This window comes from Nocardia sp. CA-290969 (genome assembly GCF_050936135.1).
In the GTDB taxonomy this organism is placed as follows: Bacteria; Actinomycetota; Actinomycetes; order Mycobacteriales; family Mycobacteriaceae; genus Nocardia.
Genome location: NZ_JBNJNJ010000001.1, coordinates 5,745,691 through 5,768,773, shown reverse-complemented (window position 1 = coordinate 5,768,773; position 23,083 = coordinate 5,745,691). Strand labels below are relative to the sequence as shown.

General features: G+C 67.7%; 19 protein-coding genes. 15 read left to right on the top strand and 4 right to left on the bottom strand.

The window, feature by feature from the left end:
- Nucleotides 1-326: 326 nt before the first annotated feature.
- Nucleotides 327-2,117, top strand: a complete 1,791-nt coding sequence (locus ACQEVO_RS26425; protein WP_432918459.1) for a hypothetical protein — start codon at nt 327-329, stop codon at nt 2,115-2,117.
- Entirely contained in the window at nt 2,114-2,935 is an 822-nt protein-coding gene (locus ACQEVO_RS26420) for an ESX secretion-associated protein EspG (protein WP_432918456.1), read from the top strand. The genes ACQEVO_RS26425 and ACQEVO_RS26420 overlap by 4 nt, the downstream gene beginning before the upstream one ends.
- Nucleotides 2,936-2,947: 12 nt before the next feature.
- On the opposite strand, the gene ACQEVO_RS26415 is transcribed toward ACQEVO_RS26420, so the two are convergent.
- Nucleotides 2,948-3,286: a toxin-antitoxin system YwqK family antitoxin gene (locus ACQEVO_RS26415; protein WP_432918453.1), complete on the bottom strand. Its 339-nt coding sequence runs from the start codon at nt 3,284-3,286 to the stop codon at nt 2,948-2,950.
- Nucleotides 3,287-3,909: 623 nt separating this feature from the next.
- Between ACQEVO_RS26415 and ACQEVO_RS26410 the strand changes: the two genes are divergently transcribed.
- The 9 genes from ACQEVO_RS26410 (at nt 3,910) to ACQEVO_RS26370 (ending at nt 9,387) form a co-directional block, all read left to right on the top strand.
- Nucleotides 3,910-4,263 (top strand): hypothetical protein, encoded by a 354-nt coding sequence (locus tag ACQEVO_RS26410; RefSeq protein WP_432918450.1) that lies wholly within the window; start codon nt 3,910-3,912, stop codon nt 4,261-4,263.
- Nucleotides 4,264-4,288: 25 nt separating this feature from the next.
- A complete protein-coding gene (locus tag ACQEVO_RS26405) occupies nt 4,289-4,588 on the top strand; it encodes a YbaB/EbfC family nucleoid-associated protein (RefSeq protein WP_432918447.1) in 300 nt (99 codons plus the stop codon).
- Between the two features lie 97 nt (nt 4,589-4,685).
- Nucleotides 4,686-5,003 (top strand): type VII secretion target, encoded by a 318-nt coding sequence (locus tag ACQEVO_RS26400; protein ID WP_432918444.1) that lies wholly within the window; start codon nt 4,686-4,688, stop codon nt 5,001-5,003.
- A complete protein-coding gene (locus tag ACQEVO_RS26395; RefSeq protein ID WP_432918441.1) occupies nt 5,000-6,436 on the top strand; it encodes a hypothetical protein in 1,437 nt (478 codons plus the stop codon). The genes ACQEVO_RS26400 and ACQEVO_RS26395 overlap by 4 nt, the downstream gene beginning before the upstream one ends.
- 36 nt (nt 6,437-6,472) lie before the next feature.
- The gene (locus tag ACQEVO_RS26390; RefSeq protein ID WP_432918438.1) at nt 6,473-6,805 is read left to right on the top strand and encodes a PE family protein; all 333 of its coding nucleotides are present in this window, start codon (nt 6,473-6,475) and stop codon (nt 6,803-6,805) included.
- A gap of 37 nt (nt 6,806-6,842) precedes the next feature.
- The gene (locus ACQEVO_RS26385; RefSeq protein WP_432918434.1) at nt 6,843-7,841 is read left to right on the top strand and encodes a PPE domain-containing protein; all 999 of its coding nucleotides are present in this window, start codon (nt 6,843-6,845) and stop codon (nt 7,839-7,841) included.
- Nucleotides 7,842-7,847: 6 nt separating this feature from the next.
- A complete protein-coding gene (locus ACQEVO_RS26380) occupies nt 7,848-8,639 on the top strand; it encodes an ESX secretion-associated protein EspG (protein ID WP_432918431.1) in 792 nt (263 codons plus the stop codon).
- Between the two features lie 85 nt (nt 8,640-8,724).
- The gene (locus tag ACQEVO_RS26375) at nt 8,725-9,033 is read left to right on the top strand and encodes a WXG100 family type VII secretion target (RefSeq protein ID WP_432918428.1); all 309 of its coding nucleotides are present in this window, start codon (nt 8,725-8,727) and stop codon (nt 9,031-9,033) included.
- 54 nt (nt 9,034-9,087) lie between these two features.
- Nucleotides 9,088-9,387 carry a type VII secretion protein EsxR gene (locus ACQEVO_RS26370; protein ID WP_432918425.1) on the top strand — a complete coding sequence of 100 codons (300 nt, stop codon included), beginning with the start codon at nt 9,088-9,090 and terminating at the stop codon, nt 9,385-9,387.
- Nucleotides 9,388-9,474: 87 nt separating this feature from the next.
- Here ACQEVO_RS26370 and eccE read toward each other — a convergent pair whose 3' ends face one another.
- A complete protein-coding gene (gene eccE / locus ACQEVO_RS26365) occupies nt 9,475-11,265 on the bottom strand; it encodes a type VII secretion protein EccE (protein ID WP_432918423.1) in 1,791 nt (596 codons plus the stop codon).
- A 139-nt stretch (nt 11,266-11,404) separates the two neighbouring features.
- Here eccE and eccB point away from each other — a divergent pair, with 139 nt between their 5' ends.
- Nucleotides 11,405-12,907: a type VII secretion protein EccB gene (gene eccB, locus ACQEVO_RS26360; protein WP_432918420.1), complete on the top strand. Its 1,503-nt coding sequence runs from the start codon at nt 11,405-11,407 to the stop codon at nt 12,905-12,907.
- Between the two features lie 359 nt (nt 12,908-13,266).
- On the opposite strand, the gene eccA is transcribed toward eccB, so the two are convergent.
- Complete coding sequence (eccA, locus tag ACQEVO_RS26355) at nt 13,267-15,105, bottom strand: type VII secretion AAA-ATPase EccA (RefSeq protein WP_432918417.1); 1,839 nt, start codon at nt 15,103-15,105, stop codon at nt 13,267-13,269.
- A 279-nt stretch (nt 15,106-15,384) separates the two neighbouring features.
- On the opposite strand from eccA, the gene eccD reads away from it, so the two are divergent.
- From eccD to eccCa, 3 genes are read left to right on the top strand one after another with little or no spacing between them, the layout of a single operon-like run.
- Nucleotides 15,385-16,875: a type VII secretion integral membrane protein EccD gene (gene eccD / locus ACQEVO_RS26350; protein ID WP_432918414.1), complete on the top strand. Its 1,491-nt coding sequence runs from the start codon at nt 15,385-15,387 to the stop codon at nt 16,873-16,875.
- Nucleotides 16,872-18,281, top strand: a complete 1,410-nt coding sequence (gene mycP / locus ACQEVO_RS26345; protein WP_432918411.1) for a type VII secretion-associated serine protease mycosin — start codon at nt 16,872-16,874, stop codon at nt 18,279-18,281. The genes eccD and mycP overlap by 4 nt, the downstream gene beginning before the upstream one ends.
- Before the next feature lie 44 nt (nt 18,282-18,325).
- A complete protein-coding gene (gene eccCa, locus ACQEVO_RS26340; protein ID WP_432918408.1) occupies nt 18,326-22,390 on the top strand; it encodes a type VII secretion protein EccCa in 4,065 nt (1,354 codons plus the stop codon).
- 76 nt (nt 22,391-22,466) lie between these two features.
- Here the strand turns inward: eccCa and ACQEVO_RS26335 are convergent, their stop codons facing one another.
- On the bottom strand, nt 22,467-23,081 hold the full coding sequence (locus ACQEVO_RS26335) for a GNAT family N-acetyltransferase (RefSeq protein ID WP_432918405.1): 615 nt from the start codon (nt 23,079-23,081) through the stop codon (nt 22,467-22,469).
- Nucleotides 23,082-23,083: the final 2 nt, after the last annotated feature.

The window sequence follows — 23,083 nt, the reverse complement described above, 5'->3', positions numbered from 1 at the left end:
CGCGTTCAGCCGGTGGTGGGGCGATGGTAAGTCCCGGCTGCGATCTTCGGTTGTGACTCGTGCTGTCGGCGGGGAGGAGGGTCGTGAGCGTATGGAACACCCTTCGCCGAGTCATGCCGTGATATCCGGCAGCAGCACTGCGACCGTCGGTGCGGTGGCCGGCCGGACCGGATTGTGGCCGGCTGTCGAGTTGTGTCGTCCGCGGGCGGGAATTACCGGACCGGACGGCCGTAGCGTAGTTCCTCCGGCCGCCCGGCTTCCCGGCAGCAACTTACCGACGCCGGCAACCGGCACGCGCATGTTCGAATTGGCAGGAGTGTGAATACATGGCCGGCGACGATCCGTGGGGTGCTTTCCGGGACCGGGCAGCCAGTGGCGGGGTGGCGTTCGAGTACGCGGTGGCCAACGATGCGGCGACCTTCTGTGCCGACTTGATGAGCGTCCTCGATGTCGTCAAAGGGGTTGCCCCACTACTCGTACCGTTGCCGAAGATCGGCCTGGATTCGTTTGCCGGTCCGGAACGGTTGCGTGCCAAGCTCGATGAGGTCGCCACGGAGTTCAAGGACGACATCTTGCCGAAACACCGGCAGCATGTCCGAGACCTGGGTGAGGCTTTCGTGCTGGCCGGCAACCTCTACCGCAACACCGATCAGGATGCCGCCGGCAAGTTTCAGAGCATGGTCGACAGCAGTGGTCTGGGCGACCAGGTCGAGCACGCCTTCTCCCACTACGACGACACCGACGGCTGGGTCGACGAAACCTACAAGTACCGGCCCGACCTCGGCCGCTACGGCGATGCGAACAACAAGTACACCCTGCCGGCCGGCCTGACCGGTCTCCAAGGCGCGCAGGCGTTCAGCGCCGAGGCACCGCCGGCCGGTGGACTGAACTTCAATCAATTCTGGATGCTCGGCGACATACTCTCCCTCAACGGGTGGCAGGTCGAGGACAAGGCGACCTACTGGTATCGGATCAGGGATCAGCTGGATCGCGGATTCAACCATTTCGACCAGGGCATGCTGTCACTGCTGGAGTCCGACCGGTGGAAGGGCCAGGGATCGGACGGTGCCGCCACGGCGGTCCGGGCGTATCTGGGCAGTGGCGAGAAACTGATTTCGTCGACCGATACGCTCGCCCTGAACCTGGTGAACATGTCCGCGTGGCTCGTCCAGACCTCGTACGGTATGCCGGACAAATCCGTGTACTACACCGAGCTGGAACAGGGCCAGGGCGCGGTCAACGTGCAGGAGGAACTGGCGGCCCAGGTTTACGCCAACTTCTACGAGACGGGCGTCAAGCTCGCTTCGTCGGTGATTCCGACGCTTCCCGTTCCGGGTGCCGCGCCGGATCTGCCGAATGACAACGGCGGTAACAACAACGGCGGCAACAACAACGGTGGCGGTGGCGGCGGCGGTAACAACGGTGCGGGTGGGGGCTCGACCGCGGGCCAGAGTGCGCAACAGCAGCAACAGCAGGCGATCGACGATATCGCCCGGCAGCGCGCGGAATTACTTGCTGCCCAGCAGGAGCTGGAACAGCAGGCGCAGCAGCAGCAAGGCGCACTCCAGCAGCAACAGCAGCAACTGGAACAGCAGCAGGGATCTCAGCAGATGTTGCAGGCGGCCCAGCAGGGTCTTCAGCAGCTGGGCCAGATGGGACAGCAGCTGTCCACGGCCGCGCAGCAGGCACTGCAGCAAGCCGGTATCACCGGGCTTCCGGGGATGCCCGCGCTGCAGGATGCGGTGAAGAACTATCAGTCCGCGCTGCAGAAGGCCGGCAAACTGCCGGCGGGTCTGGGCGGCGGCGGAGCGCCGGGTGGGAGTAGCCCGGCCGGGGCGAAGACCGCGCCGGTGCCGAATGTGGAAAAGGCATCCAAGCTCTTTCCCCGGGCGACCGTCGCGACGGGTGTGCTCACCGGGCAGGCCACCGGCGTGGTCGCCGCGTCCCAGCCGGGTGCGCCCATGGGCGGTATGCCGATGGGCGGTGGCGGCGCGGGCGGCGCCCAGGGCGGGCAGCAGAAGGACCACAAACGTGCCGATTACCTCGATTCCACCGAATGGATCGAGGAGGGTATCGGGGAGGCGCCGATCGTGGCGAAACCGGTGGTGGACCAGTGACGGCCGGAACGGGGCGGAGCTGGTCGTTCACCGATATCGAGTTCTACACGCTGTGGACCGATGCGACCGGTGGACTGCGTCTGCCGTTCCCTTTCCATTTCACCGCGCGCAGTCTGGATCCCGAGGATTTCCGGTCTGATCAGCGGAAAGCGCGGGCGGCTCTCGCCGAGCGATTGGGGCCGGCTTTCGATCCGGTGCTTGCCGCGCTCACCGGCCCCGATATCCGGGTCGAGGTGAGCGGAAGCGACAACCGGAAGGCCGGCCCGGAGACCTTGCCGACGAGCGTGGTGCGGCTGCTGGGGGTGCGCCGGGAAGCAGCGGGTTACATCGTGTCCGCGCTGCCCGGGGAAACCTACCTACACAGTGGCGGATTCACCGTTACGGAGTGCGGCGCGGTGCAATTGGCGGCCGATCTGGTGGCGAAGTTACCCGAGGTGCCCGCGGGCTCGCGGCGGGAGACGGTATTGCCGCGGCGGGCCCGGTCCGTGGCCGAACCGGATGGACAACCCCGTCGCGCACCGCGAGTGCACGATTCCTTCGATGCCACGGAATTCGATCGCGGTACCGCACTTCTGGCCGAGGCGGCCTCGTGTATCGGCCTGGTCCGGGTCGTGCAGGGTTCTTCCATCTACGGTCCGCGGGGGATAACCCGTTTCGAATTCGAATGGCGGGATCTGACCGACGACGGCCGCTACCTCGTCCGGGATTCCGATCCACCGGTTGCCGTGGCCGCGGACTCGAAGGTGTTCAGCGGCATGATCAATTCGAAGATCGCACAGGTCGTCCGGGTGATCAAGGACGAGCGGCAACGGCAGTGATCCGCCGCGGGATCACCGCGGCCGGCCGAGATGATCCCACTGCCGGGTAGCGGCGGCGCCGCCTTGATCGTCGAAAAGGATTGTCGCGGCGGGCCGGCCGTCCGGATGCCAGCGCCGCAGCATTCCATGGGGTTTACCGCGGTAGTTCTCGCCCTCGGATTTCAAACGGCCGTCGGGCCACCACTCCCGGTAGCTACCGTGCGGAAGCCCGTCGACGTAGAACTCTTGGGACAGGAGTTGTCCCGGTACGAGTTCCTCGACGACCTCGCCGGTGAACGGAACGCCCTCGTAGTGCAGGCGTAGATCGTCGCCGACGGAGGTGGCGTCGGAGTTCAGGTCGATACGCCGCATTGCGGATCTTCCATCCGTTCGTGCACGGGGACCAGATTATCGGGGCAGGCGCCCGGTCCGGTCGATCCGCGGTCCGCGCGGCGCGGTTGTATCCGCGCGTGGCCGGTGCGCTGAACTGGATATACGTGGCCGATCCGGAAAAAATCTCCGGCACACGAGAAATTCCCGGGCACACTGTTAACGGAAGCCGTGCCCGGCGGGAAAACACGATCGAGGTACGTGCAACGGGGTAACGCTGTGGGGAGGAGCGCAGATGGTCGGCAGGGTTTGGTGGGGCACAGGGTGTTCGCCGGTGAAAGCGGAGCGCATCGGCGGATTGCCGGTAACCGACTTCGTCACGGCGCGGGCAGTCGACCGGCACCGTGCAGGCCGGTTCGGTGTTCAGTTGTGGGTCCGGGGGTGGGAGTCCCGGGATTGGACAGCGCCAGCGTATATCGCGTGGTCCGCGGCCGGATCCGAACGTGTTCCCAGCCTTGGCAACCGAGCTGTGAGCGCTAGCGTTTCCGCAGGATGCGCCGCCCTCCATATCGCGATAACCCCCAGTTCACCTTCTCGATCCATACTCGGTGCGGCTTCCATCCCCGCGGCGCCCGAGGCGTCGCGATAGATACGGCAGGAGGATGATGAGCACAGCACTTCCGGGGGACGCCGAGTTCCCCACCGAGTTCACCGCCCATTCGCTCACCGGCTCGATCCGGGTCCGGACGTCGGAAACGGGCCTGCCGTCGGCGATTTCCGTGGAGCCCGATCAGCTCCGGCGCGACCCCGATGCGCTGGCCGGTGAGATCCTGCGCCTGTGCAAGCAGGCGGCGAGCCGGGCCGGGTTACAACGCCGGAAACAGCTGGAAGAGGCCGGTTTCACGCCCGATATGCTGCGGCTGACGGGGCTGCCCACCGAGGCGGAGGTCGCCCGCGAGGAGATCATGGCGGAGCAGGAGTACGACACCGAACCGCAGAGCTGGCTACGCTCGGTATGAGACCGGCAGTGGTGGGAGTTGGCCGATGATCGAAACAATGGATGATCTGCTCGCGCGGGTGCAGCAGCAGATCTACCGCCTGACCGATCTGCACGAGGCGATGACCGGAATCCTGGTCACCGAGACCTCACCGGACGGCGCGGTCACCGCGCAGGTCGACGGCAATGCGACGCTGGTCGGATTGAACTTCACGACGGCGATCGCGAAGCTGTCGCCGAAGGAATTCGAGAAGACGCTGGTGGAGACCGCGCGCGCGGCTGCCCATCAGGCGATTTCACAACGTGCGGAGTTGATCAACACCTTCAATTCGGAAAGCACGAGGTAGTCACCGACTGTTAACCAGGTCGCGATCGCGACCGAGGGTATCTGCTGGGTACCGTTATCGACGAAACATTGTGGGATGTTTCGGGATTGGACACCAAATGAATCACGTTCACGCATTTCCGGAAGCAATTCGGCAGTACGGCAACGCCTCCGCGGCGATGGCCACCGGGGTCGCCACCGCGGCCGAAGTGGACCAGGCGGCGACGGTCGCTGCGGCCGCACCGGTTTTCGGCCTGGTCGGCCAAGAACTGCTCATCGCGTTCGCGTACGCGCAGGCCAATCATCTCGCCTCGGTCGCCGAGCTGGCAGCCGTACACGCGGGTACCGCGCTGACCGCGTACCAGGCGGCGGCGAGCTATGAGGGCGCGGACGCGGGTAGCGCGGTGAATATCGGCGCGGTGAACCTCCTGCCATGACAACGGCACCAGCTACCCCGCCGCCGGGGCAGCAGCCGCCGCCCGGCGCCGACCCGCTGGATCCGACGATCCTGGAGCTACTGCGGGGCAGCGCGCTGGCGCCCATGCTGGATATGCCGGTGAACGATATCCTCGGCAACCTCGGGCTGCCGCCGCTGCCGGAGTTTCCGGCGTTCGGCGAGCTGCCGGGGCTGCCGCCGCTCCCGACGATCGACCTGAGTGCGCTGATGCGGCCGCTCACCGATCTGGCTTCCGCCTTCGGTACCGGGCAGTTCGCTCCGCCGCCGCCCCCGGCGCCGGCGGGCGATCCGGCCGCGGCGCCGCCGGCACCCCCGGCACCGGACCCGATGCAGATGCTCTCCCAGGTGGGCACCGTCATGCAGACGGTGATGCAGGTGGGTACCTCCGCCTTGCAGGCCGTGATGCAGCTGTGGCAGGGCATGGGGGCGACGGAAGCCGCGGGCAAGGCCGCCGAGGCGCAGACCGATGCGGGCAAGCTCGAGGCACAGAGCGCCCAGGAGAAGCTGCACCTCGCCCAGGGTGCGGTGACGGTCGGCACCGGCGCCGCCCTGATGACGGCTGTGATCAGCGCCTTCGCCGTCAAACTCGGACTCGCTCCGCTGTACTGCAGTACGCCCGGCGGTCAGGCATTCCTGGTCATCTCCGCGGTGGAGGCGGCGAGCGAGGGTATGGCGATCACGGTCAAGACCAAGGGTGAATTGGCTGTGGAAAGCGGCATGATGGCGCAGGCCGGGCAGAAGGTCGGCATCACCAGCGCGCCGACCGGCGTGAAATCCGGGGAGCAGTTCAACCAGCTCATGCAGGTGATGGGCATGGTCACCCCGCTGATCAGCAGCGCCGGCCAGATCGCCGGCTCGCTCGGCCAGGGGATCGGTCAGGCCGGGCAATCGCTGGCTCAGCTGGCGGCGCAGAACAACGCACCGGGCGGGCCGAAACCCCCCGGCGGCGAACACGACGGCCCCGGCGAGCCGGGCGAGAAGCCGGCCGGTGCCGGCGGCCCGGTGGGCGGCGGGATCGGTGGTGGTGTCGCGCTGCCCGGTGCCGCGCCCGCTCCGCTGAACGCTTTTCCCGGTTCGAAACTCGCCGCACCCGGCCCACTCGGCGCCGTCGGTGCGCCGGGCGGATTGGGCGGCAACTCGAGTTCGGCCGCGGGCATGTCGTCGGCCGCGAATACGGCCGGTACCGGCTCGACGAGCAATGGCTCCGGCGTGATGCCGATGGGTGCCGGGATGGGTGCCGCCGCGGGAATGGCCCGCGACGGGGAATCGACCACCGACGGTTCGGCGCGCAACGCGGTGTCGGCCGAGTACGGCGACGAGGTGGTCGGGAAGTTGGACGGCATCGCGGTGCCGGTGGTCGGGGCGGCGGAATCGGACTCGGAGCCACCGCCGGACAAAGAACTCACGCTCTAGGCGAATGCCGGCGATCAGCGCACAGGAGGGTTTCCCATGGAAAACGAGATCGGTGAGGTGTACAACGGCGTCCGGTTCGATCCGGACGCGGCCGGGAAGGCGTCGTCCGGGCTGGACAAGCTGGCCGACCGGCTGGCCGCGGATCTGGTGGCCGTCCAGGACGCGCTGACGGTGCTGCCGGCCGGCGTGGACGAGGTATCCGATCGCGCCGCCCGGACGCAGAACGATGTGGCCACCTCCTACCTGACCAGCGCGCAGGCCAGCGTGCACGAAATCCGCAAACTGGCGGCCACGTTGCGGCTCAGCACGAACCAGTTCGGCGGTATGGAAACCGATAACGCCGTGAACCTCGGCGGGCCGACGGCCTGATCGAGCGGACAGCGGATACGGAGGGGGACTCCCAGCGATGATCGAACCACCGCAACCCGGCTTCACCGGAGTGGTCTGGCCCGCACGGCCGGCCGACCGGCTGGCCCGTGATCTCACCACCGGCCCGGGCGGGGTCCCGATGGCCGAAGCCGCGCAGGCATGGGCCCGGTTGGCCGCCTCGTTCGGCGCGGCCGTGGTGGAATACGAGAAGGTGGTCGGTGAGATTCGCGGGGCCTGGGGTTCGGACCGCAGTAACGTAGTCCTGCAACGGATTACGATGCTCCGCGATTGGCTCGTCGAGGCCACCGGTGCGGCGACCGCGAATGCGGCGCGGTTCCAGGTACAGGTCGCCGCCTATGAAGTGGCCCGGCTGGCCATGCCGGCGATCACCGATATCGAGCAGATCCAGCAGATCCAGCAGGTGCTGGAATCGATGGACGGCTCGATGGGTGCCGCGATCAAGGCGGTCGCCGCCGACGCCGACAAGGATTCGGATATGGCCAAGGCGGTGGCCAGCCGGGTGATGGAGAACTACGAGAAGGCCACCGAGCCACTGGCTTTCTCGTGGCAGCAGACGCAGCCACCGGTGATCGCACCCGAGACGGCCCTCGCCGCGGAGAAGGCGCCGCCGAAGCCACCCGAAACACCGTCGGCGAAAACCGGCCCGGTCGGGGGCGGCTTGGGTCCGATGCCGGCCGGTATGTCCGTTCCGGCCACGGCGCGGACACTGTCGGCCTACACCGCCCCCGCTTACGCGAAATCCACGTCGGTGCAGGAAGTGCTGCCGCAGTCGGCCGGCTCGAACAACACGAGTTCCGCTTCGCGTGCCCCGATCGCGCCCGGGATGATGGGCGCCGCGGGTGGCGGCGGATCGCAGGAATCCTCCTCGTCCCGTTTTCCCCGGGCCGCCCTGCCCGGCGACGACGAACAGATCGCGGGGGTCGGCGAAATCCAGGCCGCACCGGCAGTGCTGGGCGGTGTGGAAGCGGCGGCAGCTCCGCCCGGAGCCCGGACGACCGCGAACTCGGGTGGGTGATCGAGTATGACGACACTGACCAACGATGCTCTGCTGGCTGTTGCCGAACGGCTCGGTGTGCAGACTTTGCCGCTGGTGCTGTCGGTGGGCCCGCAGCAGGATTCCTACGACGAGTGGGTCGCGGCCCGGGAGCGGGCCATCGCCGATCTCGATGCGGCGGGGATCTTCGACCCGGACGGCGATGTCGAGATGGGTTTGGCCGGTGCGCTTTCCGTGCTGGCGCAGCCGGATCGCGAACTGGTCGCCCGGCACTACTCGCCGGACGGCGTCGTCCGGGTCTGTGTGGCGTATCGGAACGGGCAGCACGCCGTGGCCGTGCGCAACGGGGACGATTTCGATATCGGACTGTGGTGGTGCGACGGTTCGCCGGAAGAACTGACCCGGGCGATAGTCGGGGCGCTCGCGCCGTGCGAACCCGCGGAGGTCGCCGGGTTCAGCGCACCGGCGGCGGACCTGGCCGAACGGCTCGACCGGGCCGGGAACACCGGCGATTTCGTCGACGCCATGTACGCCTCGGGGGTCCCGGCCCGGGACGCCACGATATTCGGTGCGGCGTTCGGTTCCTGCTACGCCCGCACCGAGATCGTGGCCTACAGCCACGAAGACGGCCAGTCGTCCCGCGCCCCCGGGGCGGTCGCGGTGTACGACACCGAACGCGGGCGGCTCGTCGCCGCCCCCACGGTTTCGCCGGATCAACAGATCTGGTCCACGGTTACAACGGGCAGCGACTATCGGGTCGCCCAGGCGATTGCCGCGTTGCTCGAGGGACTGCCCGGGGGGAGGTGGCTGACACCTTAGTTCCCGTGGTGACGACTGCACCGTTCTTGTCAGCACGAGATCTGTCGATCTCGCAGCAACACAACCTCACGAAAGGAACCCCGTAATGACGACTCAGGGTGTTGATCTCGATCTCGAATTGGTCAAGAAGGCCACCGGCGAGATGTACCAGGCCATCGAGAACCTGCGGCTGTCGGTGAAGGCCGTCGATTCGGCCAGCGATGCGGCCCGCGCGGGCTGGAAGGGCGATGCCAACGCGTCGTTCGTCACCACCTCGCAGGCGTGGAGCGACGAGTCCGACCGCCTGAACCAGAAGCTGGACGAGCTGACCAAGGCCACCGAGGATGCCACCCAGACCATCCTGGGCATGGATGAGGACGCCTTCATCCCCGGCGGCGGCTACACCAGCCTCTGATCCTGCACCGGTAGCACTTTCATCCATCTGCTCGACTGAGAAGGAATTGGGAACATGAGCGATATTTTGTACGACCGCCCCACCATGGAGGCGCTGTTCGACTCGCTGAAGACCGAGGGCAGCAAGATCCAGGGTGAGATCGAGGCCCTGGCCACCGCCAAGGACAACTTCCTGCAGGCCATGGCCAGCCAGGGCGCGCAGGAGGGCTTCCAGACCGCCCACCAGTCGGTGAACACCGAACTGGAGGACACCCTGCACAAGCTCGATCAGCTCGCGATCGCGGTCGAGAACGCGCTGCAGCGCGCGCTGGAGACCGATAAGAAGATCGGCGACGGGTTCGCTGCCTTCGGCTGATCGGCACTGTCGCACCGCACGAGAACGGCCGGCTGGATCGGATGAGGATCCAGCCGGCCGTTTCGTGTGCCGGGGCCGGGTTCAGGATCAGCGGGCGGCCAGTGATTCCCCGATGTAGTGCATCTCTTCGCGGGTGGTCACCATGTTCACCGTGGTGGTCACCGCCGGAGTGCGCACCGTGATGCGGTTGGGTGTCGCCGGGTCCTGCACCAGCGAGACATCCGCGTCGATCGAGCCCGGCGGTTCGTGCGGCTGCCGGACGTGCACGATGGTGGCTCCACCGGCATGCGAAACCGGCGGCACACCGTCGAAGACCAGCAGCGTGGTGCTCGGATAGGGCGCGGTCGGCAGCGGGGGCGGCCCGGGCGGGTGGTAGCTGGCGCCCGCGGCGCGGGGCGCGATGGTGAGCAGCTGCGGGGTGTCGAGGTTGCGCACCATCGTCTGCCAGGCCTCCGGGCGCGCGGTGTGCACGATGGCGTGCGCGCCGAGTGCGGTGGCGCGCAGGATCACCTGCTGGGCCAGGTCCAGGGTGCCGATCACCTCGAGCTGGCGGGTGCCTTCACCGATCAGCGGTACCGCGATACCCTGACCCAGATCGTCGGCGCCGATGAGCTGCCCGCAGCCGGCGGTGGGAACGGTGAATTCGCTGAGCGCGGCCAGTGTTCCGCGGTAGGCCACATCCCGGCCCCAGCGCCCGGTGTAGCCGACCGGCAGCGTATCGAGCAGGATCCGCAGCTGGTTTCCGTACAGTTCGCGCAAACCGTCGAGCGGGGGCCGTTCGGGTGGTTCCACCGTGTCGAACCGGACCACGGCGTTGAGCACCACGGTATCGGCGAGTTCGGTATGCGGATCGTTGCGGTTGATCCCGGGGCGCAGTCGCAGTGTCACAGTGGTCGACAGGCTGGGCACGGCCCAGATATCGGCCAGTCCGCGCGGGCCCACCATATCGGCGCTGATCTGGTACTGCGCCAGGTACCGGCCTTGGGACTCCAGCCATTTCGGCTCTTCGGTGATCATGTTCACCGCGAAACCGTGGGTGAGTTCGCGGACCGCGGTGTTCAGCTCCGTCGCGGTCAGCACCGAGGCGGCGATATCGTGCGCCGCCAGCCGGTTCGCGACCCGGCGGGTCGCGATGATGGCCGCCCGCAGCGCGCCGGTGCCGCCGCCCCCGCGATTGTCCACGGCTTCGGCATTGGCCAGCGGGTCCAGCCGCAGCACCAGCCAGCAGGTGCGGTGCGCGATCGCCGGCAGCGGGCCGATGATCCGGTCGTAGAGATGGGCGGCGACACCGGTGCCCGCGGTGCGGGCGCCGGTGCTCACCACGTCGATACTGGCCAGTGTCAGGTCGAATTGGTCCAGGCAGCGTGCGATCTCGGGCAGCGGCAGTAGTTGCTCGGTGTTCAGCGCGCCGGGCCGTAGCAGGGTCAGGGTGTCCGGCGGCGGATCGATCCGCAGCATGGTCAGCAGCAGATCACCGTCCCAGCGCACCCCGTAGCCGCCGCCTTCGGGTAGCGGGACGTCGAAGGCGGCGGCCTGTTCCAGCCGTTCGGCCGGGATGCTCCCGCGCCGGGCGAGCACTCCGGCGATCCGCGCGACCAGCGTCCGGCCGCCGATGGGCGCGAGTCCGAGGAGACCGGCCGCGACTCCGGCGCCGAGCGAGTACCAGACCGAACCGCTGAACGCCAGCACGATCCACGCGACCGCCGCGGCGGCCAGAACGCCGGGAACAACTATTCGGAGCGGGAAAATACGGAACAACCAGAATTCCGGGTCCCGCAAAGTGTCGTAGGCCGACCGGCGAATATTTACCGAACTTTGAGAAACCGGTTGGTCGGGAATTGCCGGTGCCGGTTCCCCGGTGTTCATCGTGTCGTTCACAGTTGTTTTGTTCCTGCCTCGGCTGCATTCGCTTCTCGGTGCGCTGTCCGTGATTTCACCGATATGGGCCGACGTAACGGTCGTGAATTACGGTACCGTGTCGGCAGAGATTGCGGTCGACAGCGCGATGGAGTCCCGAGTGCCAGCACAGCTGACTACCCGTGCCCAGGTGAACGGGTACCGTTTCCTGCTACGCCGGCTCGACCACGCGCTGGTCCGCCGAGATGTGCGCATGCTGCACGACCCCATGCGCTCGCAGATCCGTTCGCTGCTGGTCGGTTTGGTGCTCGGCATCCTCGTCACCGCCGGCGCGGCCATCCTGGCGTTCCTCCGCCCGCAGGGCGCGATCGGTGACGCTGTCATCGTCTCCGGTAAGTCCAGCGGTGCGCTGTATGTGGTCGTGAAGAAGGAAGACGGTAGCCAAACCCTGCATCCCGTGCTGAATCTGGCGTCGGCGCGGTTGATCACCGGAACCAATGCCGAACCGCATGCGGTCAAGGACGACAAACTGGGCACGCTGCCGCGTGGCCCGCTGCTCGGTATCCCCGGCGCCCCGGCCGCGCTTCCCGGTTCCGCGCAGGACGGTGATTCGCACTGGTCGCTGTGCGAGAGCATCGAACTGTCCGCGGGTGGCAGTGCCGCCTCGGCCGTGGGGGCGACCACGACGGTCGTCTCCGGCGCGCCCCGGCTCACCGACCGCATCCGCGCCGCCGCGCCCGTCGAGACGCTGCTGGTGACCCGCGACGACAAAACCTATCTCGTCTACGACGGTAAACGCGCCGAGGTGGACCCGAACGATACGGTGCTCGCCCGTGCCCTCGACCTGCCGGCGCATCGGCCGCGGCCGGTCGGCACCGGTTTCCTCGGCGCCACCACCCAGGTGCCGCCGCTGCGGGCGCCGGCCATCGACCGGGCGGGTGAGCCCGGCCCCGGCCCGCTGGCCGAGGTGCCGATCGGCGGGATCATCTCCGTCACCGGCGTCGGTGGCAATGCCGGTCCGGAGATGTATGTCGTGCTCGCCGACGGGGTTCAGCCGGTATCGCCCTTCGCCGCCCAGGTGATCCGGTACGCGGATTCGCAGGGGATGAGCGAGGTCGCGGTGATGCCGCCCGATGTACTGGACGAGGTGCCGGTGGTGCACCGGCTGCCGGTCGAGGAGTTCCCGGTCGAGATCCCGGAGATCGTCGAGGCCGAGGACGGCCCGGTGACCTGCATCGCCTGGGCGAAATCACCGGGGACGGCGCCGGTGGAACAGGGTGCCACGGACGGCCCGGGGGAGCGGGCCTCGGTGGGTCTGCTGATCGGGACCCGGCTGCCGATCGCGGAATCGGCGAAACCGGTGCGGCTGGCGACCGCGGACAGCAGCGGCGACCGCGTGGACGAGGTGTATGTCGAACCCGCCCACGGCGAGTTCGTGCAGATCACCGGGATGGAACCGGGCAGTCCGCGGCGTGGCAGCCTGTTCTACATCGCCGACAACGGAATCCGCTACGGCGTCCCCGATCCGGCCATCGCGAATGTGCTCGGTCTGGGCAACACCCCGCATCTGGCCCCCTGGGCCATCATCGGCCAGCTCGTCCCCGGCCCCACCCTGGATCCCCGGGAAGCCCTCGTGAGTCACGACGCACTGACCGAGGGCTGAGCCCCGTCCGCGGTGGGCCCGGGCGCGGGTCACTGGTGAACAGGGTGCTGGATAGGCCCGCACGGCCCTGTGCGCGGATGACGAGGTCGGTGCCTTCCGGCGGAACGAAACGCCACCGGAGCAAAACTGGAGCGCGCAGGTATGCACCGGCGCCGACCGAACGATGCGCTGCCCCCGCCGACCGAGCGGGATGCGCTACTCGTGTTCCGGCACGGTCAGCGCGCGAACCGGCGCGGAGGGATTCGGCTGGGATGCTGGGTTCACGACGGCCTCTGCTGTTGCGGCCCCGCGGGCATCGGGCGCCCGAACCCGGATCGACACGATCCGCGCTCACTCGCGACCGGATGCGGTGGAGCCGTTCAGTCGGGGTCGGTCCAGCCGATATTCAGCGAGGCCAGGATGGTGCCGAGCGCGAGCCGCATATCCGGTTCTTCGATCCGCCGCAGCACCGCCTCGTCGACCTCGGTGAGATCGAGGGATTCGTCGTTGGCCAGGCGGAATTCGCGCTCCTCCTCGGCCGCCTCGATCACATTACGGATGAAACGGCCGTTACCCGCGAGGTCCACCCCGCGCCGCGGCTGCCCGCTCTGGTCGGTGCTCTCCATCGCATACAGCCGGTCGCAGGCGCGGATCAGCACCTTCAACGCTTCCTCCGACAGGTCCGAATCGCGTTTCTTCGCGATCACCTCACCGATCTGTCCGAGTTCGGTCGCGTTGTAGGACGGGAACTGCAGGCGTTTGGCGAAACGCGAGGCCAGACCGTCGTTGGCCGCCAGCAGGCGGTCGATCTCACCGTCGTATCCGGCGATGATCACCACCAAGCGGTCGCGATCGTTCTCCATCCGGGCCAGCAGCGTATCCACCGCCTCGCGGCCGAATGCGTCACCACCCGACAGACCCGTCTGGATCAGTGTGTAGGCCTCGTCGATGAACAGCACACCGTCCATGGCGCTGTCGATCAGCTTGTTGGTTTTGATCGCCGTGCTGCCCAGATGTTCGCCGACGAAATCGGCGCGTTTGGCCTCGACCATCTTCTCGGTCTGCAACAGGCCGAGCCCGCAGTAGATCTTGGCGACCACCCGGGCGATGGTGGTCTTACCGGTACCGGGCGGACCCGTGAACGCCAGGTGCTGGCCGCGCGGCACGCTGGCCATACCCTTCTCGGCGCGGATCTTCGCCAGCTGGGCTGTCGACTGTAGTTTGGCCACCTGCGTTTTCACCGAGGCGAGGCCGATCTGGGAGTCGAGTTCGGCGCGGGCCTCGGCCAGCGTTTCCTTGGCCCGGTCCTGCACCTCGGCCCGGTTCATCTGTTCCATCGTCGGTGACGAGGAAGGATCCCATTTGTCGGTGCGGGCGGCGATGACCTCGCGGTTGGTGACGGTGATCCGGAAGGTGCGGTCGCGCATGGCCGAGGCGTTGGCCTCGAAATCCGGTGCCTGCGAGTACACCTTCTCGAACAGTCCCTGCGCCTCCTCCTCGTTGCCGATCTCGCGCAGGCACAGGCCGCGGCAGAACATGGCGGTGGAGCGGGCCGCGGGGATCGGCCCCTGCTCGGCGGCCTGCATCCGGCGGATCGATTCGGCGAACAGGCCCAGCTGGGCACACGCCGTGCCGACCATGACGTGGGCGCCCGCGGCGAGATACGGGTCGTCCCATTCGGCCGAACCGGCCAGCACCGTCATCACATCGGGCCAGCGCTGCGTCGTGTAGTGCAGGACGCCGCGCACATAGGCGGAGATCCGGTCGTCGGCCACCCGTTCCGGACTGTCGCGCAGACCCTTGCGGTACTGGTCGAGCTGGTCGAGAACACGCTCACCTTCGTCGTAATCCTTGTCCGCGATCAGTTGCGCGGCCCAGGCCAGCGCGATCTCGGTGCGGCCGGCGAGCGGATAGTCGATGTAGAGACCCGGCTGGAAGCGGCCGGCGAGTTCGCGCGGCCGCAGCCCGACCCGCCGCTGTTCTCGGTACAGCGTGTCGTCGCAGGTCTTGTACAGGTTGAACAGCACCTCTTTGGTGAGTTCCCCGGCGGCCGCCCGGCCCAGCCAGGCATCGCACATGCCCGGATCCCATTCGGTGGCGCGCTGGAACGCGAGCTTGGCGTACTCGAGGTCGCGGGCCGACTCCTGGCCCTCGATGGACAATCCGAGCGACAGAACCCCGGCGTCGAATGCGCGTTGAGCTTGGCGGTTGCCGGTCATTGCAGGCGCTCCCCGAATTCTTGTATAGGCGTAAAGAGAACGATTATCTGGATACCAGACTACCGATCGCGCGCGCCTCGGTGCTCCGTTACATTAGGTTCAGTTGCCGGGAGGACGCAACGCCAGACCATCCAGCTGAGAGTGCTCGACAATTGCCGAAGATGCTGATACAGACCGGGTTCCGTGTCGCGGCAGCGGTCGGCAACGAATTACGGATGGCGGGAATATGAATTGTCGACGGCCGAGGCGTGAATTGTTGATCGGGACGTGGGTGGGGAGATGAGTACAGTGGTCGAAACGCCGAGCGGCACCCGCGCGCAAGAACCGGAACTGAGCCGGGTTTCGGTCATCGGCGGCAACACTCAGGTGGATGTGGGCCTGCCCGCGACCGTGCCGATCGCGAGCTTCATCGGCGATCTGGTGGCGCTGATCGAATCGCGCAATCCGAGTCTGCCGGATTCCGAGGACGATACGGGCCCGCTCGACGCCCAGCACTGGACCCTGGCCCGGCTGGGACGGGAGGCGATCGCCCCGAGTCGCACGCTCACCGAGGCCGAGGTCTACGACGGTGAACTGCTGGTCTTGCGGTCGGTCGGCGCGAAGGAAGCACCGGCGCTGTTCGACGATGTGATCGATGCGGTATCGCGGCTCACCGCGGAGGAATTCACCGGCTGGTCCGGTGCTTCGGCGCGCTGGATGGGTCTGGTCGTCTCGGCGCTCACGGTGCTCACCACGCTGGCCGTGCTGGTCGTTTCGCGCGGTAGCGGAGAAGATCCGCTGGCGCCGGGCCTGGTGTTGCTCGGCGCCGGCCTGGGCGCGCTGGTGGCGGCGGGGATCACGGCGCGCAAGTACGGCGACGAGATCACGGGGTCGTGGTTGTCGGCCGATGGACTGCTGCTGTTGTTCGGCGGTGCCGCGCTGGTGGTCCCGGGCACCCTGGGCGCGCCGCATCTGCTGCTGGGTAGCTCGGTGCTGCTGGTGGCGGCGATATTGGGCTACCGGGTCACCGGGGTCGGCGCCACGCTGTTCTCCTGTGCCGCGGCCGTTGCGGTGATCGCGCTGGTCACCTCGGTGATCTATCTCATCTGGCATCCCGGTCTGCCGAAGGTCGGCGCCGGACTGCTGGTCGCCGGAATCATGATCCTGTCCATGGTGCCGCGGCTGGCGGCGCTGCTGGCCCGGCTGCCGATTCCGCCGGTGCCGACGGCGGGCGCGGCGATCGACCCGGCCGATCACGAACCACGGCCGACGATCGAGGGTATCGGCGCGATCGGCGCCACCGCACTGCCCTCGGCGGCGGGGCTCGGTGAGCGGGCGCGGGCGGCCAACCGGTTCCAGACGGGCCTCATCGCCGCCTGTACCGCGAGTACGGTGATCGGGGCATTCGGGGTCGCCGATCCGCTCGGCCCGTACCGGTGGCAGGGCATCACGCTCGCGGTGATCACCGCGATCATCCTGGCGTTGCGGGGCCGGTCGTTCGCCGATATCACCCAGGCGGCCATCCTGATCGGCGGTGCCTGCGTCACCTTCGTGGCGTTGATCGTCGGATTGGCCTTCGGGGAAAGCGATCTCATCCTGCTCTGCGCGGCGATCCTGCTGGCGTTCACGCTCGGGGTGGTCGGGTTCGGGGTGATCGGCCCGCATATCGAGGTCACCCCGGTGGTGCGGCGCGCGATCGAACTCTTCGAATACGGCCTGATCATGGCGGTCATCCCGCTGGTGCTGTGGATGATGGGAATCTACGGTATGGCCAGGAACCTGAGCCTATGAGTGCTCGTCCGGCGCGCCGGCTGCTGCGCCTGGCCTGTGCCCTCACCGTATTCGGTGCGGCGGTGGCACTGCCCGGCTCGTACGCCGCGGCGATCCCGCAGCCCGTGATCGACCCGGGTGCGCTGGGCGCGGCGCAGGCGATCAGCGGCCGGCCCGCCCCGCTGGAACCCACCGAGCAGAGCGCGGTCTGCGCCGAACCCCTGCTCACCGGCGCGCCGCCGAGCGCGCCGCCGATCTCCCAGCAGGTGCTGAATCTCCCCGCGGCCTGGCAGTTCAGCCGGGGCGCCGGGCAGAAGGTGGCGGTGATCGATACCGGGGTGAACCGGCACCCCCGGCTGCCCAGGCTGCAGCCGGGCGGCGATTACGTCTCCGATACCGACGGCACCGTCGACTGCGACGGGCACGGCACCCTGGTGGCCGGGATCATCGGCGCCCAGCCCAGCCCCGGCGACGCCTTCGTCGGTGTCGCACCCGACGCGGAGATCCTCAGCATCCGCCAGCTGAGCCTGGCCTACGAGAAGAAGGACAACAACAACCGCGAAGCCCCGGGACGGATCAGCACCGAGGGCTACGGCACCGTCCTCACGCTCGCGGGGGCGGTGGTCCGCGCCGTGGACATGGGTGCCACGGTGATCAACATCTCCGAAGTCGCCTGCACCCAGGCCGGTCTCGACACCGCCGACGGCGCACTGGGTGCCGCGGTGAAATACGCCTACGACCGCAACGTGGTGGTGGTCGCCGCCGCCGGGAACCTGCAGAGCGACGGCGCCTGCCAGAACCAGAACTCCGGTAACGGCTGGGGGTCGGTGGCCACGGTGGCCAGCCCCGCCTGGTTCTCGCCCTATGTACTCGCCGTCGGTTCGGTGGACCCGAACGGCCAGGTCTCCGAGCTGTCGCTGAACGGGCCGTGGGTGCAGGTGGCCGCGATCGGCCGCAATATCGTCTCGCTGGACAGCAAACCGGGCGGCACCGGGCTGGTCGACGGCGTGCAGACCAGCGAGGGCGTGCGCTCGGTGGAGGGCACCAGTTTCGCCGCGCCCTATGTGGCCGGCCTGGCGGCGCTGGTGCGGTCGCGATTCCCGCAGCTCACCGCCCAGCAGGTGATGGACCGGATCACCCGCACCGCGCACGGTCCGGGCACCGGCCGGGACGACCGGATCGGCCACGGCCTGATCGATCCGCTGGCCGCGCTCACCGCCGAACTGCCGGTCGAACCGGTCTCGGTGGGTGCCGCCGCCGCCAGGCCCGTCGCCGCACCGGTCCATCCACCCGGACCCGATCCGCGGCAGCGCGCGATCGCGATCATCGGTGCGGTGCTCTGCCTGTCGGCCCTCGCGATCGGCGCGGCGATCGCGTACCCGTTCCGCCGGCCGGCCCGCCCACTCGACCTGGAATCGGACCCGTGACACGGCTCGGTATCGACCACCGGCTGCCGATCTGAGAAGGAACCATGGCTACCGAAGGCTTTGTACGCCGACCCCGTATCGCCCCGCCCCGGGCACCGGGCGGTGAGGTCGCGCTGACGGCGCCCCCGGAGGTCCCGCGCGCCATCCCGGCGCCCCTGATGATGAAGATCATGCCCGTGGTCATGGTGATCGCGGTGATCGGCATGATCGCCATGATGGCGATGATGGGCCGCAATATGCTGGCCAATCCCTTCATGATGATGTTCCCGATGATGATGATCATGTCGATGGTCGGCATGATGGCGGGTTTCAAGGGCGGCGGCGGTAAACGCGCGGTCGAGCTGAACGAGGAACGCAAGGACTACTTCCGGTACCTGGATCAGATCCGTAAGGAGGTCCGCCGCACGGGCGGTAAACAGCTCGAATCGCTGGGCTGGAGTCATCCCGAGCCCGCGGATCTGCTGTCGCTGGTGGGGACCCGCCGGATGTGGGAGCGCCGCCCCAACGACCCCGATTTCGGTCATGTGCGTGTCGGTGTCGGCAGCCACCGGCTGGCCACCAAACTGGCCCGTCCGGAGACCGGCCCCCTCGAGGATCTGGAACCGGTATCGACCGTGGCGTTGCGGCGGTTCGTGCGGACCCATTCGGTGGTGCACCGGTTGCCGACCGCGGTGTCACTGCGCGCCTTCCCCGCCATCAACATCGGCGGCGATACCGACGAAGCACGCACCCTGGTGCGTTCGATGATCATGGAACTGGCCAGCTTCCACGGCCCCGACCATCTGTCCGTGGCGATCGTGTGCAGCGATCCCGACGCGCCCGTCTGGTCGTGGGCGAAATGGCTGCCCCATCTGCAGCATCCGGCCCAGCGCGACGGTATGGGTTCGGTGCGGATGATGTATCAGTCCCTCGGCGAACTGGAGACCGCGCTCTCGGCGGAGCTGATCGAACGCGGTCGCTTCATGCGCAACCCGCAACCCACCCAGGGCCGGGTGCACATCGTGGTCGTCATCGACGACGGTTACGTCAGCGGGAACGAACGGCTGGTCGCCGAATCGGGTCTGGACTCGGTGACCGTGCTGGATCTCACCGCCCCCGAAGGTGGGCTGGCGGCCCGCCGCGGCCTGCAGCTGGTGTGCGCGAACGGCGAGGTCTCGGCGAAGAGCGCCGCGGGTATCGAGCGATTCGCCACCGCGGATTCGGTGAGTATCGCCGAGGCGGAAGCTTTTTCGCGTGCGCTCGCCCGGTATCGCTTGGCGACCGCCGCGCAGATCGTGAGCCTGGGTGAGGGCACCACCAGCGATCCGGGCCTGATGGCCCTGTTGAAAATTCCGGACGCCGCGCAGATCGATCCGGCGCGCGTCTGGCGGCCGCGGACCGCCCGGGAGCGGTTGCGGGTGCCGATCGGCATCACTCCCGACGGGACACCGGTCGAGATCGATATCAAGGAATCGGCCGAGAACGGTATGGGCCCGCACGGCCTGTGCATCGGCGCCACCGGCTCCGGTAAATCGGAATTCCTTCGTACCCTTGTCCTTTCGCTGGTAACCACGCATTCGCCCGACGCGCTGAACCTCGTACTGGTCGACTTCAAGGGCGGCGCGACCTTCCTGGGCCTGGATCCGCTGCCCCATGTCGCGGCGGTGATCACCAATCTGGAAGACGAGTTGTCCCTGGTCGACCGGATGAAGGACGCGCTGGCCGGTGAGATGAACCGCCGCCAGGAGCTGCTGCGTTCGGCCGGCAACTACGCCAATGTCAACGACTACGAGAAGGCTCGCGCCGCCGGCGTACCGCTGGATCCGCTACCCGCGCTGTTCGTGGTGGTCGACGAGTTCTCCGAACTGCTCTCGCAGAAACCGGATTTCGCCGAACTGTTCGTGATGATCGGCCGTCTCGGCCGGTCGCTGCACGTCCATCTGCTGCTGGCCTCGCAGCGGCTCGAGGAGAACAAGCTGCGCGGCCTGGAATCGCATCTGTCCTACCGGATCGGCCTGCGAACCTTCTCCGCCAACGAATCCCGGGCGGTACTCGGTATCACCGACGCCTACCATCTGCCCAGCGTCCCCGGCTCCGGCTACCTGAAGAGCGACGCCTCCGACCCACTGCGTTTCAACGCCAGCTATGTCTCCGGCCCGTACGAGGCCCCGCAGGGTACCGCCACCGAGGACGGTAGCCCGGTCGCGCGGCAACGGCCCGGCCTGTTCACCGCGTCCCCGGTCGAGATACCCGAAACGGCCGAATCCGTCGACGACGAGCCCGAGGAGGACGCTGCCGCGTTCAACCCGTTGCTCGAACTGCCCCCGCCCCCGTCGGAGGTGGCCGCCGCGGGCGTGTCCGAGGGCGAGGGTGTGCCGGATTCGCTGCTCGACGTGGTGGTCAAACGGCTCACCGGGCACGGCCGGCCCGCGCACGAGGTCTGGTTGCCGCCGCTGGAGGAATCGCCGACGGTGGATATGCTGCTGCCCGACCCGGACTGGCGTTCGCCGGTCAACCGGCACGGTCAGCTGTGGATGCCGATCGGGGTGATCGACAAACCGTACGAGCAGCGCCGCGATGTGCTCACCATCAACCTGGCCGGTGCGCTCGGCAATGTCGCGGTGGTCGGCGGTCCGCAGTCGGGTAAGTCGACCACCCTGCGGTCGATCATCATGGCCACGGCCGCCACGCACACCCCTGAACAGGTGCAGATCTACTGCCTGGATTTCGGTGGCGGCAGTATGGCCGGTCTGGTCGGGGTTCCGCATGTCGGTTCGGTGGCGGGCCGCCTCGACGGTGACCGGGTGCGCCGGACCATCGCCGAACTCACCTCGCTCATGCGCCAGCGTGAGGAGCGGTTCGCCGAACAGGGCATCGAGTCCATGGCCGAGTACCGGCGCCGCAAATTCGCGGCGTTGCAGCAAGGGATCGCCGATCCGTTCCCGGACGACGCGTTCGGCGATGTGTTCCTGGTGATCGACGGCTGGATGGCGATCCGCGAAGAATTCGAATCGCTGGAACCGCAGATCCATGCGATTGCGGGACAGGGTCTTTCGTTCGGTATCCACCTGCTGATCGGTGCCTCGCGCTGGGCGGAGATCCGGCCGGTGGTCAAGGACCAGATCGGTACCCGGATCGAATTGCGGCTCGGCGACCCGACCGATTCGGAGATGGGGCGCCGGGTCGCCCATCAGGTGCCGGTGGGGCGGCCGGGTCGCGGTTTGACCGCGGAGCATCTGCATATGCTCATCGCCCTGCCACGGCTGGACTCCGACTCCGATCCCGCGAGTCTCGCCGAAGGCGTAACGCGGGCGCGGACCGAACTGGCGCAGCTCTATCCCAACCGCCGGGCCCCCGAGGTCCGGATGCTGCCGTTGCGGTTCGAGCGCGACGATCTGCTGGCCCAGGCACGGGCGCGGGGAATCGAAACCGGTGCCACCAAGGTCGTGGTCGGCCTCGGGGAATCCGAATTGCAACCACTGGTCATGGATTTCAACGCCGAACCCCATTTCATGGCCTTCGCCGACGTGGAATGCGGCAAGACCACCCTGCTGCGCAATATCGTCATGGGAATCACCGAGAATTCCACCTCCGAGCAGGCGCGCGTGATCATGGTCGACTACCGCCGCACCATGCTCGGAGTGCTCGAGGGTGATCAGCTGGCCGGCTATTCGACCTCCTCGCAGACCTGTGGTCCGATGATCAAGGAAGTGGCCGCTTACCTGGCCAAACGTATTCCCGGTTCGGATATCACACCGCAGCAGTTGCGCGAGCGCAGCTGGTGGAGCGGGCCCGAGATCTACATCGTGGTCGACGACTACGATATGGTCGCCGCCGGTAGCGCCAACCCGTTCCAGCCGCTCATCGAATTCCTCCCGCAGGCACGGGATATCGGTATGCACCTCATCGTCGCCCGGCGTATCGGCGGTGTCTCGCGGGCGCTTTTCGACCCGGTTCTCGGCACCATGAAGAATATGTCGGTGGAAACGCTGATCATGAGTGGGTCGAAGGACGAGGGCAAGCTCGTCGGCGATGTGCGCCCGACCAAACTTCCGCCCGGACGCGGCGTACTGGTATCACGCAGCCGCGGTATCGAGATGGTTCATATCGCGCACCTCGATCCGCTGTGAATTCGTTCGTCTTACCAGGTGAACAACGCGGAATCGTGGTCCGGCCGGTGCGGCGGCGCGCCGGCCGGATCTGGGTTCAGCCGAGCACCGGCAGGACCACGGGTGATTCGGTCAAGGATGTCATGGGGAAGGCCGCGGGCCGCGCGCCGACCAACGCGTCATCGGTCTGCCATTCGCCGATATGCCGTTCGAACAGCGCGCACGACGGGCTCGGGCGGTCCGGGCCGGCGATCCGGACCAGCCGGAAACCGGCGCGCCGGTAATAGGCGTGCAGGTCTGTGTTCGTGGTCCACGCATCGAGCCGGACCCAGCTGCGGCCGCGTGTCCGGGCGAGCGCCGCGGCATGGGCGAGCAACCGGCGGCCGACGCCGTGGCCGGAATACCGCACGTCGACGATGAGATAGTGCACGATCAGCGAATCGGCGAGTTCGGCGGCGGTCCACAGTTCCTTGTCGGCACGATCGTTCACCGTGATGGTTCCGGCCGGTTCGCCGTGCACCTCGGCGATCCAGGTCTCCCCGGCTGTCAGGGCCCGGTCGACAACCCGCGCGAAATAGTCGATCGATAGTCCGGATGCCTCGGTGGACCACTGGTCGGAGCCGCGGGCGGCGAGCCATGAGGCGCGTTGTTGCCGCAGCCGACAGATCAGGTGGAGATCATCGAGTGCGGCCGGCCGAATCTGGACGGTCATGG

Coding starts and splice junctions, on each gene's coding strand:
- ACQEVO_RS26415 (WP_432918453.1), bottom strand. CDS start 3,286: ATGCGGCGTATCGACCTGAACTCCGACGCCACCTCCGTCGGCGACGAT.
- ACQEVO_RS26385 (WP_432918434.1), top strand. CDS start 6,843: ATGATCGAACCACCGCAACCCGGCTTCACCGGAGTGGTCTGGCCCGCA.
- ACQEVO_RS26405 (WP_432918447.1), top strand. CDS start 4,289: ATGATCGAAACAATGGATGATCTGCTCGCGCGGGTGCAGCAGCAGATC.
- ACQEVO_RS26335 (WP_432918405.1), bottom strand. CDS start 23,081: ATGACCGTCCAGATTCGGCCGGCCGCACTCGATGATCTCCACCTGATC.
- ACQEVO_RS26390 (WP_432918438.1), top strand. CDS start 6,473: ATGGAAAACGAGATCGGTGAGGTGTACAACGGCGTCCGGTTCGATCCG.
- ACQEVO_RS26370 (WP_432918425.1), top strand. CDS start 9,088: ATGAGCGATATTTTGTACGACCGCCCCACCATGGAGGCGCTGTTCGAC.
- ACQEVO_RS26395 (WP_432918441.1), top strand. CDS start 5,000: ATGACAACGGCACCAGCTACCCCGCCGCCGGGGCAGCAGCCGCCGCCC.
- eccA (WP_432918417.1), bottom strand. CDS start 15,105: ATGACCGGCAACCGCCAAGCTCAACGCGCATTCGACGCCGGGGTTCTG.
- mycP (WP_432918411.1), top strand. CDS start 16,872: ATGAGTGCTCGTCCGGCGCGCCGGCTGCTGCGCCTGGCCTGTGCCCTC.
- ACQEVO_RS26375 (WP_432918428.1), top strand. CDS start 8,725: ATGACGACTCAGGGTGTTGATCTCGATCTCGAATTGGTCAAGAAGGCC.
- ACQEVO_RS26380 (WP_432918431.1), top strand. CDS start 7,848: ATGACGACACTGACCAACGATGCTCTGCTGGCTGTTGCCGAACGGCTC.
- eccD (WP_432918414.1), top strand. CDS start 15,385: ATGAGTACAGTGGTCGAAACGCCGAGCGGCACCCGCGCGCAAGAACCG.
- ACQEVO_RS26400 (WP_432918444.1), top strand. CDS start 4,686: ATGAATCACGTTCACGCATTTCCGGAAGCAATTCGGCAGTACGGCAAC.
- ACQEVO_RS26410 (WP_432918450.1), top strand. CDS start 3,910: ATGAGCACAGCACTTCCGGGGGACGCCGAGTTCCCCACCGAGTTCACC.
- eccCa (WP_432918408.1), top strand. CDS start 18,326: ATGGCTACCGAAGGCTTTGTACGCCGACCCCGTATCGCCCCGCCCCGG.
- ACQEVO_RS26425 (WP_432918459.1), top strand. CDS start 327: ATGGCCGGCGACGATCCGTGGGGTGCTTTCCGGGACCGGGCAGCCAGT.